Origin of the sequence: Pseudoalteromonas sp. SWXJZ10B (assembly GCF_015864475.1) — a bacterium.
GTDB lineage: Bacteria > Pseudomonadota > Gammaproteobacteria > Enterobacterales > Alteromonadaceae > Pseudoalteromonas > Pseudoalteromonas arctica.
Genome location: NZ_JADYXD010000025.1, coordinates 49,497 through 65,266, shown reverse-complemented (window position 1 = coordinate 65,266; position 15,770 = coordinate 49,497). Strand labels below are relative to the sequence as shown.

Here is a 15,770-nt window from a genome sequence, read left to right as displayed (position 1 = left end):
CTAAGTAGGTTGGCTGTTAGAACTCAATCTGTACGAGTGCCCACACAGATGATTGCTTTATATTGTTAAAGAACGTTGCGATTATAAAGTTAAACTTTATCTCGCTAGGGCTGCGCATATTACGCTTTCCTATTTTTTTGTCAACACTTAAATTTAAACTTTCTAAAAAGATTCAAACTAAGTTTTACTTAACACCCTGAGTAGTTCGTGCCTCGCTATGCGTTGGCGTTTCCCGTCTCAGTGGGGTCGCATTATAGGGAGATCCGAAAACAGATCAACCCTTTTTTGAAGAAAACTTGAAATAATGTGCTGTTCGCTGGGTATTTGAGCTAAACGCTCAAAAACACAACTAAACTACCATTATTAATAGGTTCATAGAGCTATTTGAAATGAAAGTTGTGGCAACTACTAACGGGTAGAGACACATTTCGATCATCGATGCAGAAAAAACAACCAATAGAGCAAGAGTCGTATTCCTATAATCATTTAAATTAATCAAAAGCTGAGAATTAAATTGATCAGCCTATGTTTAATAATAGTTTTACATATTTTAGGAGGAAGTTTACTTAGGCCGTAATGGTTAACTTTACTCTGAGCTTCTTAGTACCGGTATATTTATAAGAGTACGCACGTTATATCTTTTAATCAGCTGTATAAGTAGAAACTTCGTTAGGGATTGCTCTAATTGTAGCTCAATTCGTGGCGGTATTATTAATAGCTGTAAATCACAATATATAGTGGAAATGATCTTTAACTAGAATCTGATAGGCTATTTTGAATGAATGGTAAATAAAGAGTAATTAGGTAGAGCTATTAAAGCAGCTGTCAAAACAACTTATCAATTCAGAATCTATGAGTCATTGCCCATAATAGAAGGTAATTACTGGTTCATATAGTTTGACAAATTTTAGGCAAGAAAAAGCCGAGCATAGGCTCGGCTTTTAGGTTTCTTTAAGACTTACTCTGCAGACTGTGCGTCTTCTTGAACTGCTTCGCTAGTCGCTGGGCGACCAACTAGTTCAATATAAGCCATTGGTGCATTATCACCAGTACGGAAGCCACACTTAAGAATACGAGTGTAACCACCTGGACGATCCGCGTTACGTGGACCGATTTCACTGAATAATTTACCAACAACTTCATTATCACGCGTGCGAGCAAACGCTAAACGGCGATTTGCTACACTGTCAGTCTTAGCCAGTGTGATTAAAGGTTCAATTACACGACGTAACTCTTTCGCTTTAGGCAAAGTAGTTTTGATGATTTCATGTTTCACCAAAGAACCTGCCATATTGCTAAACATCGCTTTACGATGGCTACTGTTACGGTTTAATTGACGACCACTCTTACGATGGCGCATGACCCTATCCTTCTAACTAAACTAATATAGTGATTTAGATTATTCAGCTAAACTTGCAGGTGGCCAATTTTCTAGGCGCATGCCCAGAGAAAGTCCACGTGAAGCTAGCACGTCTTTAATTTCAGTTAGAGACTTCTTACCTAAATTAGGTGTTTTAAGAAGCTCAACTTCAGTGCGCTGAACTAAATCACCGATATATTGAATTTGCTCGGCTTTCAAACAATTTGCTGAGCGTACTGTTAATTCAAGGTCATCAACTGGACGAAGTAGAATAGGATCGAATTCTGGCTTCTCTTCTTTCTCTTCTGGCTCAGTTACATCACGTAAATCTACGAATGCATCTAATTGCTCAGCTAAGATAGTAGACGCACGGCGGATCGCTTCTTCTGGATCTAAAGTGCCGTTTGTTTCCATATCAATGATTAACTTGTCTAAATCTGTACGTTGCTCAACTCGAGCTGATTCAACCGAGTACGCAATACGTTCAACTGGGCTAAATGATGCATCAAGCAACAATCTACCAATTGGACGCTCATCGTCATCAGAGGATAAACGACTAGATGCCGGCACATAACCACGACCACGTTCAACACGAATACGCATGCTGATCTCGCTGTTATTTGTAGTTAAATTACAAATAACGTGATCTGGATTAGCAATTGTTACATCGCCATCGTGCTGAATATCAGCCGCAGTAACAGGGCCTACACCAGATTTAGTCAGGGTCAGAAAAACTTCATCTTTGCCTTCTAACGTTACTGCTAAACCTTTAAGGTTTAATAGTATTTCAATGATGTCTTCTTGAACGCCTTCTTTCGCGCTGTACTCATGTAATACACCGTCGATTTCAACTTCAGTTACTGCACATCCAGGCATAGATGAAAGTAATATACGGCGTAAAGCATTACCCAGAGTATGGCCAAAGCCACGCTCTAATGGTTCTAAAACTATTTTAGAACGCGTTGGGTTGATAGCGTCGATGTCGACTAACCTTGGTTTTAGAAATTCTGTAACAGAACCCTGCATTTTATCCTCTCTTAACTCTTAACTTTACTTAGAGTAAAGTTCGACGATTAGTTGTTCATTAATGTCCGCAGACAGGTCTGAACGCTCAGGTAGACGCTTAAAGCTGCCTTCCAATTTCTTACCGTCAACTTCAACCCAAGTCGGCTTTTCACGTTGCTCAGCCAACTCTAGAGCAGCGATGATACGTGCTTGTGTCTTAGACTTCTCACGGATTACAACAGTATCTTCTGGAGTAATTACGTATGAAGGAATGTTCACAACACGACCATTAACTAAAATCGCTTTATGGCTTACTAACTGACGTGCTTCTGCACGTGTGCTAGCAAAACCCATGCGATATACAACATTGTCTAAACGTTGCTCTAAAAGCTGTAACAAGTTTTCACCTGTATTACCTTTAAGGCGAGCAGCTTCTTTGTAGTAGTTACGGAATTGCTTTTCTAATACACCGTATATACGACGTACTTTTTGCTTTTCACGTAATTGTAAACCGTAATCAGATAAACGACCTTTACGGGCGCCGTGCTGACCAGGTGCAGTCTCAAGTTTACACTTAGAGTCGATAGCTCTTACGCCGCTCTTAAGGAACAGGTCAGTACCTTCACGACGACTCAGCTTGAGCTTAGGGCCCAAATATCTTGCCATGTTATTTCTCCTAACCTATTGTTAAACGCGACGTTTCTTCGGTGGACGACAACCATTATGTGGTATAGGCGTCACGTCAGTAATGTTGGTAATACGGTAACCAGCAGCATTCAAAGCACGTACAGCAGATTCACGACCTGGACCTGGACCTTTGATGAAAACTTCTAGATTTTTTAAACCGTATTCTTGAGCAGCAGTACCTGCACGCTCTGCAGCAACCTGAGCAGCAAATGGTGTAGATTTACGTGAACCACGGAAACCTGAACCACCGGCAGTAGCCCATGATAGTGCATTACCTTGACGGTCGGTAATCGTTACAATAGTGTTGTTGAAAGACGCATGAACATGAGCCATACCATCAGCAACTTGTTTTTTAACCTTTTTACGACGAATTGGTGTCTTAGCCATAATACTATCCCCTTATCGCTTAATAGGCTTACGAGGACCCTTGCGGGTGCGCGCGTTAGTCTTAGTTCTTTGACCACGTAGTGGTAAAGAGCGACGGTGACGTAGGCCACGATAACAACCAAGGTCCATAAGGCGCTTGATATTTAAAGTAACTTCACGACGAAGATCACCTTCAACAGTGTACTTGCCAACTGCATCACGCAGTACGTCAAGAATTTCGTCTGAAAGTTCACCGATTTTTGTGGTTTCGGCGATACCAGTCGCTACTAAGATAGCCTTAGAGCGAGTCTTACCTATGCCATAAATAGCTGTTAAACCAATAACTGCATGTTTATGATCAGGGACGTTAATGCCAGCAATACGGGCCACTAACACATCTCCTATATTCGAATTTGGTAATCATCTGTTTGAAAAGCCCGTAAGGATACTCAAACGAAGACCAAATTACTACTAAAAACACAGGCCGAGAAAACTCAGCCTGCACGCTGTTTACTTAACCTTGCCTTTGCTTATGCTTAGGCTCACTGCAAATTACGCGTACTACACCAGCACGTTTAATAACTTTACAGTTACGGCATATTTTCTTAACGGAAGCACGTACTTTCATTGCTCAACTCCGTAAACTGACCTTATCGACCGTAGCCTTTAAGGTTCGCTTTTTTCAGCACAGAATCATACTGATGAGACATCAGGTGAGTCTGTACTTGTGCCATAAAGTCCATGATTACTACAACGATAATCAAAACTGATGTACCGCCGAAGTAGAATGGCGTTTGCCACGCCATCGTCATGAATTCAGGCACCAGACAGATAAAGGTTATATACAAAGCACCTGCCAATGTCAGGCGTGTCATCACTTTATCAATGTATTTAGATGTCTGCTCACCTGGACGAATACCTGGGATAAATGCGCCAGATTTCTTAAGGTTATCTGCTGTTTCACGTGGGTTAAAAACCAACGCTGTGTAGAAAAAGCAGAAGAAGATAATAGCCGCAGCTAAAACAAGTGAGTACAACGGTTGACCTGGGGTCAACGTAGTAGCAACAGCTTGTAATACATCAGCGACTGGACCTTCACCTTGGCCGAACCAGCTAGCAATTGTACCAGGGAACAGAATTATACTGCTAGCGAAGATTGGTGGAATAACACCCGCCATATTTACTTTTAGTGGTAAATGCGTGCTTTGAGCAGCAAATACTTGACGACCTTGTTGGCGTTTAGCGTAGTTAACAACAATACGACGTTGTCCACGTTCGAAAAACACTACAAGATAAGTAACAGCGAATACGATTACCGCAACCATCAACAGTACAAAAACATTCAAATCACCTTGGCGCGCCATTTCGACTGTCGAACCAATAGCAGACGGCAAGTTAGCTACAATACCAACAAATATTAGAACAGAGATACCGTTACCGATACCGCGCTCTGTTATTTGTTCACCCAACCACATAAGGAACATAGTACCAGTTACTAAACTCACCACTGCGGTGAAATAGAAACCCATACCAGGGTTAACAACTAACCCCTCCATCATGCCCGGTAAGCTAGAAGCAATACCGATTGATTGAATAGTAGCTAGCACAAGCGTGCCATAGCGTGTGTACTGGCTAATTTTTTTACGCCCTTGCTCACCTTCTTTCTTAAGCTCTATAAACGGAGGATACATATGCGTTAATAGTTGCGTAATAATCGAAGCCGAGATATACGGCATAATACCCAGTGCTAACACTGAAGCTCGCTCAAGTGCACCACCACTGAACATGTTGAACATCTCAACAATGGTGCCCTTTTGTTGCTCGAAGAAATCGGCAAGTACAGCGGCGTCAATCCCAGGGATCGGCACAAATGAACCTAGACGGTAAATTATGATAGCACCCAATACGAAGAGTAATCGGCGCTTCAATTCCGAAAGTCCACCTTGTGCACTTTTTGTATCTTGACCTGGTTTAGCCATTAGTACTTCCTTAGTCTTCTACCTTGCCTCCGGCAGCTTCAATAGCTTCGCGAGCACCTTTAGAGGCTTTAAGGCCTTTAACGGTAACAGCGCGTGAAACTTCGCCAGATTTAACAACTTTAACGAAAAGAACGTTCTTTTTAACTAGACCAGCTGCTTGTAACGCGCTTAGGTCTACCACATCGCCTTCTACTTTAGCGATTTCAAAAAGGTTTATTTCTGCAGATACTAAAGATTTGCGAGAAGTAAAACCAAATTTAGGTAGACGACGTTGCATAGGCATTTGACCGCCTTCAAAACCAACGCGTACTTTGCCGCCAGAACGTGATTTTTGACCTTTGTGACCACGACCACCAGTCTTACCTAGACCAGAACCGATACCACGACCAACACGTTTTGGAGCAGTTTTTGAACCTGCAGCAGGTGAAAGTGTATTCAAATGCATCGAATTAACCCTCTACCTTAACCATGTAAGAAACCTTGTTTATCATACCACGTACACATGCTGTGTCTTCTAACTCAACAGTGTGGTTGATACGACGTAAACCAAGACCGCGTAATGTAGCTTTATGTTTCGGTAAACGACCGATAGAGCTTTTTACTTGTGTTACTTTTACAGTTTGATTTGCCATGGTTACCCCAGTATTTCGTCTACGCGAAGGCCACGTTTTGCAGCGATTGACTGTGGAGAATTCATATTCTCAAGAGCCGAAATCGTTGCACGTACCACGTTGATTGGGTTAGTAGAACCGTAACATTTAGAAAGTACGTTCTGCACACCAGTCACTTCAAGTACTGCACGCATAGCACCACCTGCAATGATACCAGTACCTTCAGATGCTGGTTTCATGAACACTAGTGAGCCAGCATGACGTCCCTTAACAGGATGCTGTAATGTGTTGCCATTTAGGTCTACGTTGATCATGTTACGACGTGCTTTTTCCATTGCTTTTTGAATAGCAGCTGGAACTTCACGTGCTTTACCATAACCGAAACCTACTTTACCTGCGCCATCACCAACTACAGTTAGTGCAGTAAAGCTAAAGATACGACCACCTTTAACTACTTTAGACACACGGTTCACCGCGATTAGCTTTTCAGCTAGATCAGGCTGTTGTTGCTTTGCTTCTACGTTAGCCATAGTCTACTCCTAGAATTGCAAACCGGCTTCACGCGCAGCATCAGCTAGCGCCTTCACACGGCCGTGATATTTAAAGCCACTGCGATCAAAAGCAATCTTTTCGATGCCTTTGTCAGCCGCACGTTCAGCAACCGCTTTGCCAACTGCTTGCGCAGCTTCAACGTTACCGGTGCCTTTAACTGTTTCGCTAATAGCCTTTTCAACAGTAGAAGCAGCAGCCAGTACATTACCCTCAGCATTTACAACTTGAGCGTAGATGTGACGTGGCGTGCGGTGGATAACAAGACGCGTTGTGCCTTGTTCAATATAATTTCTACGAGTGCGTTTAGCACGACGTAGACGAGCTGTTTTTTTATCCATCGTCTTACCTTACTTCTTCTTAGCCTCTTTACGGCGTACATTCTCATCTGAATAACGAACACCCTTGCCTTTATAAGGCTCAGGTTTACGGTATGCACGAATGTTAGCAGCTGTTTGACCAACTAACTGCTTATCTACGCCCTTAACTAGAACTTCTGTTTGGCTTGGAGTTTCAATCGTAATTCCTTCAGGAACTGCGAAATTAACTGGGTGTGAGAAGCCAAGAGTTAAATCTAATGTTTTACCCTTAGCTGCAGCACGGTAACCCACGCCTACTAACTGAAGTTTCTTCTCGTAACCTTCATGCGTACCAACAACCATGTTGTTGATTAGAGCGCGAGCAGTACCTGCTTGAGCCCATGCATTAGCTACGCCATCACGAGGTAAAGTAGTAATAACGTTGTCATTAACTTGTACTTCAACAGCGTTGTTGATAGTACGAGTAAGTTCACCGTTTTTGCCTTTAACTGTGATTTCCTGGCCTTTTAATGTAACTTCTACACCGGCAGGAACAGTAATTGGTGCCTTTGCTATGCGAGACATAGTTCCCCTCCGATTAAGCTACAAAACCAATGATTTCACCACCAACACCAGCACTACGTGCTGTGCGGTCTGTCATTAGGCCTTTAGAAGTTGATACGATAGCGATACCAAGACCACCCATTACCTTAGGTAATTGGTCACGTTTCTTATAGATACGTAGACCAGGGCGACTTACACGCTGGATATTTTCAATTACAGCTTTGCCTTCGAAGTACTTCAATTCGATAGAAAGCTCAGGTTTAGTTTCACCGTTAACGGCGAAATCTACGATATAACCTTCGTCTTTTAGTACTTTAGCTAATGCTACTTTCAGCTTTGAAGTTGGCATCGTTACAGATACTTTCTTCGCTGATTGACCGTTACGAATTCGTGTGAACAAATCCGCGATAGGATCTTGCAAGCTCATAGTCTTACTCCCATGATTCTATTACCAGCTAGCCTTTTTAAGGCCAGGAATTTCACCGCGCATAGCTGCTTCGCGAACTTTAATACGGCTCATGCCGAATTTGCGAAGGAAACCATGTGGGCGGCCCGTAATGTTACAACGATTACGTTGACGTGCAGGGCTAGAATCACGAGGTAAAGCTTGTAGCTTAAGTACCGCGTCCCAACGATCATCTTCAGATGTATTAACATCACTGATGATAGCTTTTAGTGCTGTGCGCTTTTCAGCGAACTGAGCAACTAGTTTTGTGCGCTTTGCTTCGCGCGCTTTCATAGAATTCTTTGCCATAACCCTACCCTTATTTCTTAAATGGGAAGTTAAACGCTTCTAACAACGCACGGCCTTCCTCATCAGATTTCGCAGAAGTAGTGATAGTAATATCCATACCGCGTACACGGTCTACTTTATCGTAATCGATTTCTGGGAAGATGATTTGTTCACGTACGCCCATGCTGTAGTTGCCACGTCCATCAAAAGACTTAGCACTTACGCCACGGAAGTCACGAATACGTGGGATAGCGATTGATACCAAACGCTCAAAAAAGTCCCACATACGCTCGCCGCGTAGGGTTACTTTACAACCAATCGGGTAACCTTCACGCACTTTGAAGCCAGCAACAGATTTGCGTGCTTTAGTGATTAGAGGTTTCTGACCAGAGATTGCTGCTAGATCCGCTACTGCGTTATCTAAAATCTTCTTGTCAGCTAGGGCTTCGCCCACGCCCATATTCAATGTGATCTTTTCGATCTGAGGGACTTGCATGACAGAGCTGAAACCAAACTTCTCTTGAAGTTCCGCAACTACTTTGTCTTTATATACTTCATGCAGTTTCGCCATCATTCTACTCCAACTATTAGATAGTTTTACCAGTAGATTTAAAGATACGTAATTTCTTACCATCTTCAATCTTGAAACCTACACGATCAGCTTTACTCGTTTCCGAGTTGAAGATCGCAACGTTTGATGCATCCATAGATGCTTCTTTCTCAACAATGCCGCCAGCTTGGTTCAATTGTGGAACCGGCTTTTGGTGTTTCTTGATCAAGTTTATGCCTTCGACAAAGATTCGACCAGATTCAGTAACAACTGAAAGCACTTTTCCGCGCTTACCTTTGTCTTTACCTGCTAGTACGATTACTTCGTCATCACGACGTATTTTTGCTGCCATGATTGGCTCCTTACAGTACTTCTGGGGCTAGTGAAACGATTTTCATGAACTTATCATTACGAAGTTCGCGAGTCACAGGGCCGAAAATACGTGTACCAATTGGCTGCAAGTTATCATTTAAGATAACAGCCGCGTTGCTGTCAAAACGGATCAAAGAACCATCTGGACGGCGAACACCTTTTCTGGTACGCACAACTACCGCGTTTTTAACATCACCTTTCTTCACTTTACCGCGAGGAATAGCTTCTTTTACAGAAACTTTAATGATGTCGCCAATCGCTGCGTAGCGACGGTGTGAACCACCAAGGACTTTTATACACTGCACTTTGCGAGCGCCGCTGTTATCAGCAACTTCCAGCTGAGTTTGCATTTGGATCATGTTAATGACCTCCGGTGTAGTAATTACAACGTGTCTAAAATTCGTTTAAAAATCAGACATTTCGATTAAATCCCAATCAAAAAACAAACGAGTTGTCTCTTAAGGGCGGGCAATTGTACCAGCATTGAGGGGGTAGCGATAGGTTATTTTTTAATTAATTTGGAGTGTATGGTTATTAAAGTTGAGTAATTACGGCTATGTAGCTATTTTACAGATGGTTACAAAACAAACAAGGCACTATATAAGTGCCTTGTTTACGTTAGCTGTAGTTGATTAACCAAATAAACCTTTTAATTTATCTTTAATCTTATCTTTTGCTTTGTCTTTGGCTTTTTCTTTAGCCTCATCGACTTTCTGCTTAGCTTCATCTTTGAGCGCATTGCCTACATCAAGCTTTATACCAACATCGTGGAAAGGCCCTTTTATACGTAGTGGTATTTTAAAACCAGTGCTGTCATCAGTGGTTCCCTGTCCTTCGATTGATCCAACTATGCCTGTAACCAAACGGTAATTAACTGTTGTTTGTGGTAAATCAACATCGCCTTCACCTGATATTCTAACGAGTGGGCTAATAAGTGATAAATCAGTATTTTTACCAACACCATTAGTAAAGTTAAAACTTCCAGTCAGTGCAGAGAAATCTGTTTGCTCTGATTCTTCAAACCCAGTATCCAGCCCTTCAGACGCAGCACCAAAGTTTCCTGAAATGAGTTCCTTACCTTTACGAACCATCTCAGCTATATTCGCACCTTTTACGGCTCCATCAGCAAACTCAAATCCAAGTTTTCCGTTAAGCGCACCAATAAACGACTTTTGACTTTGGCCAGTTGTGTTTAGGTTCCAATTTAAAGACCCCTTACCCATTAGCTTGTCAAAACCTGCCGCATCAGTTAATAAAGGCTGTGCATCTATACCAGCTAAGTCAAAGTTAGTTGATATTTTATAAGGTACTTGTTGTGCGTTTACATTGATAACGCCTTTACCTGACCCTTCATAAGCAGAAAAGCTATCTAGGCTTAGTTTTGCAATGCTATTTTTTAAAGCAACAGTAAATTGATTTGCGCCCAACTTAATATCGTTAGCTTTTAATCCACTTGAACGAATAACTACATTCGCATCTAGTGAATTTAACGCACTTAGATCAATTTTAGTGTCATCCCATACTATTGGCTCCGCAGGCTTATCATTTTGCTCTACTGGCTCTTCTTGTTTTGCTACTGCTTCAGGCAGGTACGGGTTTAAATCAAGCATACCTAAATCAATATCAGCATTTACAGCTAAACGCTTACCTAGGTTAAGCTCGCTCTTACCTTTTATTTCCAATGCGTCTAACGTCGCAACTAAATCTTCTAAATTAAATTTCTCACCTGCTAGGTGCATTTTACCGTTTACACTAAATGCGTTAAAAGCATTGTCTTTAGCGTTTAACTCTACACCTTGCCATTTCGCAATGTTTTTAACTGACTCACCATTTAATGCTAACTGACCTTTAATATCTTGGCCTTGCTTAGCGATGCTCCCTTCGAACGTTAGATCAACTAAACGAGAATCTAAGGTTTGTTTAACATTAAAAGTGGTGCCTTCAATTGCTTTAGCCGGAGTATCTAGTTTTATATCAAGCTCAAAACGTTCTTGCATATAAGTAATACCGCCTTTTACTTCTAATGTTTTACGAAGTGAAGGAAGTAAAATAGCGAGCTCTAGATCACTAATTTGTTGTTTAGCACCTGTTTGGCCATCTAGGTAAGTAAATGTACCGCCATAAATAGCAACCTCACCTAATTCAATATCAAAGTTATCTGGAAGCTTTATCGCTTCACCTGATTGGCTTTGCTCTTTAGGTTGCTCTGCAACTGCATCAAACAACTGCCAATTAGCTTTACCATTTTTGTCGGTTTCTAATAGAATATTTGGTTCGTTTATAACAAACTTATCTAATTTAAACTCACCACCAAATAATGAAAACCAAGGTATGTGTACAGCAAGCTGTTTCATACTCGCCATATCGGCGCGCGAACCTGATTCCATGTTTGCAAAATGCACGTCGTTAAGTTCTAACTTTAATGCAGGGAATACGCTAAGTGTTTTATCACCTTTAATAGTAAGAGTACGCCCAGTTGTTTGTTCTACCTGCTGCGACACTTTATTAAAAATAGTATCAGTAGGGATTAAAAACGGTGCGGCGGCAATGAGTGCTATACATAGTAAAAGTATTACACCTACAATTTTAAGTAAGGTTTTCATGATCGTCCTTTCAAACGTGCAAATAATGTTCTTATCATAGCGAGTGTTAGCCTTAAAATCATTGTAGTTATGATAAAAAAGCACTTTATTGAATTTTACAGTCTCTGTATGAATCGCTCCTGAAACATTTTAATACCTCTAGGTTGCATTGAAGACTCTATAAATAAAGACTTAAATACCGCTGATACAATTATTTATTAAGTACGTGGTCTTCGCTTTATTATGCTGTTCTAGTTTTTGACACTTTTGCTTCTGATATACCACTCTTAATAATGCTACATTTAATATGGCTATTATATTTTAGGCTCATGGGCTTTCGTTTATTAGGCAATAGCAGAATTTAAGAACAAAATACGCGAAACCAAATAGCAACATTTTTGTAAATTTGCCAGATTGTCGCAATAAGAGCTCGCTGATACGATTAACTTTTCGAGCAAAACAATAAGTACAGTAGAAATATTACGGCTTACGCCGTCGTTCATAGTTGCCCTAAAAACAACTCAACATTTTAGTTGAGAGTCTCTTTGTACTAAATGAAAATGATTAATACATGTTAAAGCGTTAGTCTCATTTTATTAGCAAAAATACCGATTTAGTCATTTCAATTACAACGGATGAAGGACAGCGCTGTTGTTATTAGCGTAATTGCGCTAAAATAGACCAGCAAAAAAATATATATCTAAACCGGAGATTCTACAAGGCATGAAAAAACTGCTAATTTCACCGTCAAAAATGACGCTAGGCGAACAAGAAAACCAAATCTATCAGAACATTCTGAAGCAATCTTCAGAGTTAAGCCTTAACCTTATGGCCGTGAAAGTAGAAAACCACCCTGATGATTTTTTACCTTGGTGTTACGAATTGCTAAATGCTAGCAGAGATCGTATGAACTACGATTTACTAGAGCCACAGCAATTGCCTGTACTTAAAAAGCTACACGACCAGCTTATTTCAGCTATCAGCTTTTTACAGGTTAAAACTTTACGTATTGCTCCTTGGCCTGTTGTAAGTGTATTTGTAGAACAACACAAAGACGTTATTGCACTTGATGAACAGCTTCGTTTAGTAGACTACATTAAAAGCATTCGTGAACAGTCTCTTAAAGATATGATCCCTGAAGATTTACTTGCGTTTAGCGGTAAGCACATGGCATCACTTGATCCAAGCACATACAACTTTGACGTTGAATGGTTTGCATCTACAAAGAGTGCAAAGAGCTTCCATCAAATGCTTGGTGATTTACCAGGTGCTTTTGACGACGCACTAGTAAATATTCCGCTTGAAGGTGATATTACTCAATATGAGTATCAACAATTTGTTGCTGCTTATTCAAAAATATTCACCGACAACAACGAAAAACCAACACTTGCGCCTGCAACTCGTTTGCTTGCAATGCGTCGCCCTGATTTATTTACTCCGATTACAAATAATCGATTAGATGCTTTATGTGGTGCCCTTGGTGTTTCTAAACTTAAAAATAGTGATTTTGAGCGTTACTGGCAAGATATCGTAAAAGGTATTCAAGCTATGTCATGGTACAAAATGGCTAAACCGAGTAATGAGTTAGAAGAACAATTAGTTGCTATTAAAGCGCTAATCCCATGTTTCTTTCACTATGCTGATGCTAAAACACCAGATAACTCTAACTACATTAAACTGCTAAGCAAGCCTAAGCGTACTACAACTACAACAGGTAAAACTCAACGTAGAGGTAAAGAGTCTGCAGAAATTTTAGTAGACCGCGCACTTGCCGCTGACGATATCCCTGAACATATTCGCAGTAAACGTGATTCAATTGTAAGTGAAGTTCAAAAAGGTCGCAGTGTAAACGAAACAATTAGCCTTATGCGCACTATTTTTGGCTAAAAAACCTTTCCTAGCTGTACTTTAATAGTACAGCTAGGTTAGTTTATGCATCAGCAGCGTGCGACAGAAAATCAAAAAACTTCCTTCCAAAAACATCATTTCATCATAAGCAATTGTTTTAATAGCATTAGTTTTACTTAAAAATAATTAAAACGAGACTGGCACATACAGTGCTATTACCTTCCCAGTTAAATAATAAAAATGCACCCAGTTAAAAGGTCAAAGCAATACATAATAAAACCTTGGTATGCAAAAGTCATATAGCGGGAATGAAACATGCTAAAACTACAAAAAACAATACTCTTCGGTGCACTGGCGTTTGCAGGCATAACATCAACAACGACATTTACAGAGGTAACTGCAAATGCAGCAGCAACCTCCAACCACTTATGGCGTGTCAAGAGCAAACAGGAGGCGACGCTGCTATTTCGGGTGGAATTGATTACGCTAACGAGTCCGGCTTTTATGCAGGTACTTGGGCTTCAAATGCATCGTGGGCAGATGAAATGACCTATGAGCTTGACCTATATGCAGGCTTTAGTGGCGCAATCAATGAAAGCGTTAGCTATGATGTTGGTTATATTTACTATGCCTACCCTGATGCTGCTTCAGAAGCTGACGCAGATTTCTCTGAGGTTTACGGGATTATCAGTGTAGAAGGTTTCACTTTTGGTGCTTCGGTATTAGCAACTTCAGCTGCTAGTGGTGATGGTTCCGACTTTGGTGATTCACTTTATTTAACAACAGACTATGGATTCGCTATTGGTAGTAATGGAACTGAAATAGCGCTGCATTTGGGGCATTACTCAGGCGGCTTTATTGGTGATGACAACATCATCGATTACGGCGTTTCAATCTCTAAGGATGGCTTTACTTTTGGCTTATCTGATAATGATATCGATGGCTCAGATTTAAAAGCTTACGTTGTCGACTCTGCAGACTTTAGCCTATAAAAAAATGTGTTACTTGCTGCAACACTAAGGGCCGCAAGGCCCTTTCTCATATTTAAACCACCTAGAAAATAGTTATTTACAAAAAAAACAATAAGGTAACATTAAAGTTCGAAATCACGATTAAGGATTATTATGAATTTATCAAAAAAAATTACAGTTATTTTAGCGTTTTTTTAATCACAATGAGTACATTTACCTATGCAACAATGACATGCCGTTGCACCTCAGGTAGCATGACGGTTGTTCATGGTGAGGGTGGTACAGTTAGCTATTTGTGCTCTGGTGGTGGTCAAGTTTCTTGTATGATACGGTTGGAATAAGCATCATTTAGAAAGGCGTATGCCTTTCTCTTCTAAGGATAGTAAAATGAAATACATATTTTTAATTGCACTTGTTTTTGTCGCCATTCTTGGTATTGGTATTTTAAACACTGGGCAGCCTTCAGATCCTCCGCTAACCCACATACAACCAACTGATGAAGCCATTCTTAGTAATGAAAAAGCTAAGCCTCCAATTGAGCCAAACACCCTATTAAGTAAAGCCTCTGAACCATCTGTCAAACAGCACAAAGTTGTAGAGCAAAAAGTGGCAGCGATATCTAAATTGCCTATTTCAAGCCCTAACGCTTTCTCTGAAGAATTTGTTTCAACTGAGGGTGGAAAAGAATTTGTTTCAACAAAAGCATTGGACGACGTATTTAAAAATGATACTTCAATATTACTGCAGCGTATGTCTAATATTGAATACTCTGAAATAGCACAAATACGTAAAGATAAGCTAAACGATTTTATTCTAAATGAATTAAAAGACGTCACTATTTTACAGCAAGATCTAGAGTGTGCAGGGAAGGTTTGCGCACTAGAACTTACTTATACACAAAGTAGTAATCAAGCATCTATTGAGGCTCTTTCAAGTTTTTCTAAAAACTATTCTTTTCAGCAATTTACTGAAACCGAAAGTGGTGATAAAAAATTAAAAGCATTATATATTGAAACTGAAGACCCTAGCCTATTAACTCTTTTAAATAACTAATTCACGCTGACAAGTATAATACTTAAAGCTATTTTCAGTCCTATATTAGAGTCTAGTTTTCCTGCTATAAAGCAGTAAAACTAGACCCCATAAGTATATTAAGTCACGAATAACCGGCATCAATCACTGCCCACTTTTAAAAATACCAAAGAATAGCTCACGTCCACTATTTTATGGTATCAAGCTGGGTTCATTTGTTTTATAACAATCTCTGCAGCTTTAAGGCTAAATAATATTTAAG

At 40.4% G+C, this 15,770-nt stretch carries 20 protein-coding genes and 1 pseudogene; 3 read left to right on the top strand and 18 right to left on the bottom strand.

Annotation, left to right across the window (positions count from 1 at the left end):
- Positions 1-958: 958 nt before the first annotated feature.
- From rplQ to I6F54_RS17405, 18 genes are all read right to left on the bottom strand, one after another.
- On the bottom strand, positions 959-1,360 hold the full coding sequence (rplQ, locus tag I6F54_RS17490) for a 50S ribosomal protein L17 (protein ID WP_002959450.1): 402 nt from the start codon (positions 1,358-1,360) through the stop codon (positions 959-961).
- Positions 1,361-1,399: 39 nt separating this feature from the next.
- On the bottom strand, positions 1,400-2,386 hold the full coding sequence (locus I6F54_RS17485) for a DNA-directed RNA polymerase subunit alpha (RefSeq protein WP_002959452.1): 987 nt from the start codon (positions 2,384-2,386) through the stop codon (positions 1,400-1,402).
- A gap of 24 nt (positions 2,387-2,410) precedes the next feature.
- A complete protein-coding gene (rpsD, locus tag I6F54_RS17480) occupies positions 2,411-3,031 on the bottom strand; it encodes a 30S ribosomal protein S4 (protein ID WP_002959461.1) in 621 nt (206 codons plus the stop codon).
- A 21-nt stretch (positions 3,032-3,052) separates the two neighbouring features.
- Positions 3,053-3,439, bottom strand: a complete 387-nt coding sequence (gene rpsK, locus I6F54_RS17475; protein ID WP_002959471.1) for a 30S ribosomal protein S11 — start codon at positions 3,437-3,439, stop codon at positions 3,053-3,055.
- 12 nt (positions 3,440-3,451) lie between these two features.
- Positions 3,452-3,808, bottom strand: coding sequence for a 30S ribosomal protein S13 (gene rpsM / locus I6F54_RS17470; RefSeq protein WP_007584664.1), 357 nt, complete (start codon positions 3,806-3,808; stop codon positions 3,452-3,454).
- 124 nt (positions 3,809-3,932) lie between these two features.
- Positions 3,933-4,046 carry a 50S ribosomal protein L36 gene (gene rpmJ, locus I6F54_RS17465; protein WP_002959476.1) on the bottom strand — a complete coding sequence of 38 codons (114 nt, stop codon included), beginning with the start codon at positions 4,044-4,046 and terminating at the stop codon, positions 3,933-3,935.
- A gap of 22 nt (positions 4,047-4,068) precedes the next feature.
- Positions 4,069-5,397 (bottom strand): preprotein translocase subunit SecY, encoded by a 1,329-nt coding sequence (gene secY / locus I6F54_RS17460; RefSeq protein ID WP_007584663.1) that lies wholly within the window; start codon positions 5,395-5,397, stop codon positions 4,069-4,071.
- 10 nt (positions 5,398-5,407) lie between these two features.
- Complete coding sequence (rplO, locus tag I6F54_RS17455) at positions 5,408-5,842, bottom strand: 50S ribosomal protein L15 (RefSeq protein WP_002959480.1); 435 nt, start codon at positions 5,840-5,842, stop codon at positions 5,408-5,410.
- 4 nt (positions 5,843-5,846) lie between these two features.
- Positions 5,847-6,029: a 50S ribosomal protein L30 gene (rpmD, locus tag I6F54_RS17450; RefSeq protein WP_002959482.1), complete on the bottom strand. Its 183-nt coding sequence runs from the start codon at positions 6,027-6,029 to the stop codon at positions 5,847-5,849.
- 2 nt (positions 6,030-6,031) lie between these two features.
- Positions 6,032-6,538 carry a 30S ribosomal protein S5 gene (gene rpsE / locus I6F54_RS17445; RefSeq protein WP_002959485.1) on the bottom strand — a complete coding sequence of 169 codons (507 nt, stop codon included), beginning with the start codon at positions 6,536-6,538 and terminating at the stop codon, positions 6,032-6,034.
- A gap of 9 nt (positions 6,539-6,547) precedes the next feature.
- Positions 6,548-6,898 (bottom strand): 50S ribosomal protein L18, encoded by a 351-nt coding sequence (rplR, locus tag I6F54_RS17440; protein ID WP_002959486.1) that lies wholly within the window; start codon positions 6,896-6,898, stop codon positions 6,548-6,550.
- Positions 6,899-6,907: 9 nt separating this feature from the next.
- On the bottom strand, positions 6,908-7,441 hold the full coding sequence (gene rplF, locus I6F54_RS17435) for a 50S ribosomal protein L6 (RefSeq protein WP_002959488.1): 534 nt from the start codon (positions 7,439-7,441) through the stop codon (positions 6,908-6,910).
- Positions 7,442-7,454: 13 nt separating this feature from the next.
- Complete coding sequence (rpsH, locus tag I6F54_RS17430) at positions 7,455-7,847, bottom strand: 30S ribosomal protein S8 (RefSeq protein WP_007584660.1); 393 nt, start codon at positions 7,845-7,847, stop codon at positions 7,455-7,457.
- 21 nt (positions 7,848-7,868) lie between these two features.
- Positions 7,869-8,174: a 30S ribosomal protein S14 gene (rpsN, locus tag I6F54_RS17425; RefSeq protein WP_165741003.1), complete on the bottom strand. Its 306-nt coding sequence runs from the start codon at positions 8,172-8,174 to the stop codon at positions 7,869-7,871.
- A gap of 10 nt (positions 8,175-8,184) precedes the next feature.
- Positions 8,185-8,724, bottom strand: a complete 540-nt coding sequence (rplE, locus tag I6F54_RS17420; RefSeq protein WP_010554915.1) for a 50S ribosomal protein L5 — start codon at positions 8,722-8,724, stop codon at positions 8,185-8,187.
- Positions 8,725-8,740: 16 nt separating this feature from the next.
- A complete protein-coding gene (rplX, locus tag I6F54_RS17415; protein ID WP_002959496.1) occupies positions 8,741-9,055 on the bottom strand; it encodes a 50S ribosomal protein L24 in 315 nt (104 codons plus the stop codon).
- Between the two features lie 10 nt (positions 9,056-9,065).
- Complete coding sequence (rplN, locus tag I6F54_RS17410) at positions 9,066-9,434, bottom strand: 50S ribosomal protein L14 (RefSeq protein WP_002959498.1); 369 nt, start codon at positions 9,432-9,434, stop codon at positions 9,066-9,068.
- A 273-nt stretch (positions 9,435-9,707) separates the two neighbouring features.
- On the bottom strand, positions 9,708-11,678 hold the full coding sequence (locus I6F54_RS17405) for an AsmA family protein (protein ID WP_197142465.1): 1,971 nt from the start codon (positions 11,676-11,678) through the stop codon (positions 9,708-9,710).
- 702 nt (positions 11,679-12,380) lie between these two features.
- On the opposite strand from I6F54_RS17405, the gene I6F54_RS17400 reads away from it, so the two are divergent.
- The 3 genes and pseudogenes from I6F54_RS17400 (at position 12,381) to I6F54_RS17390 (ending at position 15,529) form a co-directional block, all read left to right on the top strand.
- The gene (locus tag I6F54_RS17400; protein WP_165729097.1) at positions 12,381-13,544 is read left to right on the top strand and encodes a hypothetical protein; all 1,164 of its coding nucleotides are present in this window, start codon (positions 12,381-12,383) and stop codon (positions 13,542-13,544) included.
- A 276-nt stretch (positions 13,545-13,820) separates the two neighbouring features.
- Positions 13,821-14,497: pseudogene (locus tag I6F54_RS17395) on the top strand (TorF family putative porin).
- A gap of 366 nt (positions 14,498-14,863) precedes the next feature.
- The gene (locus tag I6F54_RS17390) at positions 14,864-15,529 is read left to right on the top strand and encodes a hypothetical protein (protein ID WP_165729095.1); all 666 of its coding nucleotides are present in this window, start codon (positions 14,864-14,866) and stop codon (positions 15,527-15,529) included.
- Positions 15,530-15,770: the final 241 nt, after the last annotated feature.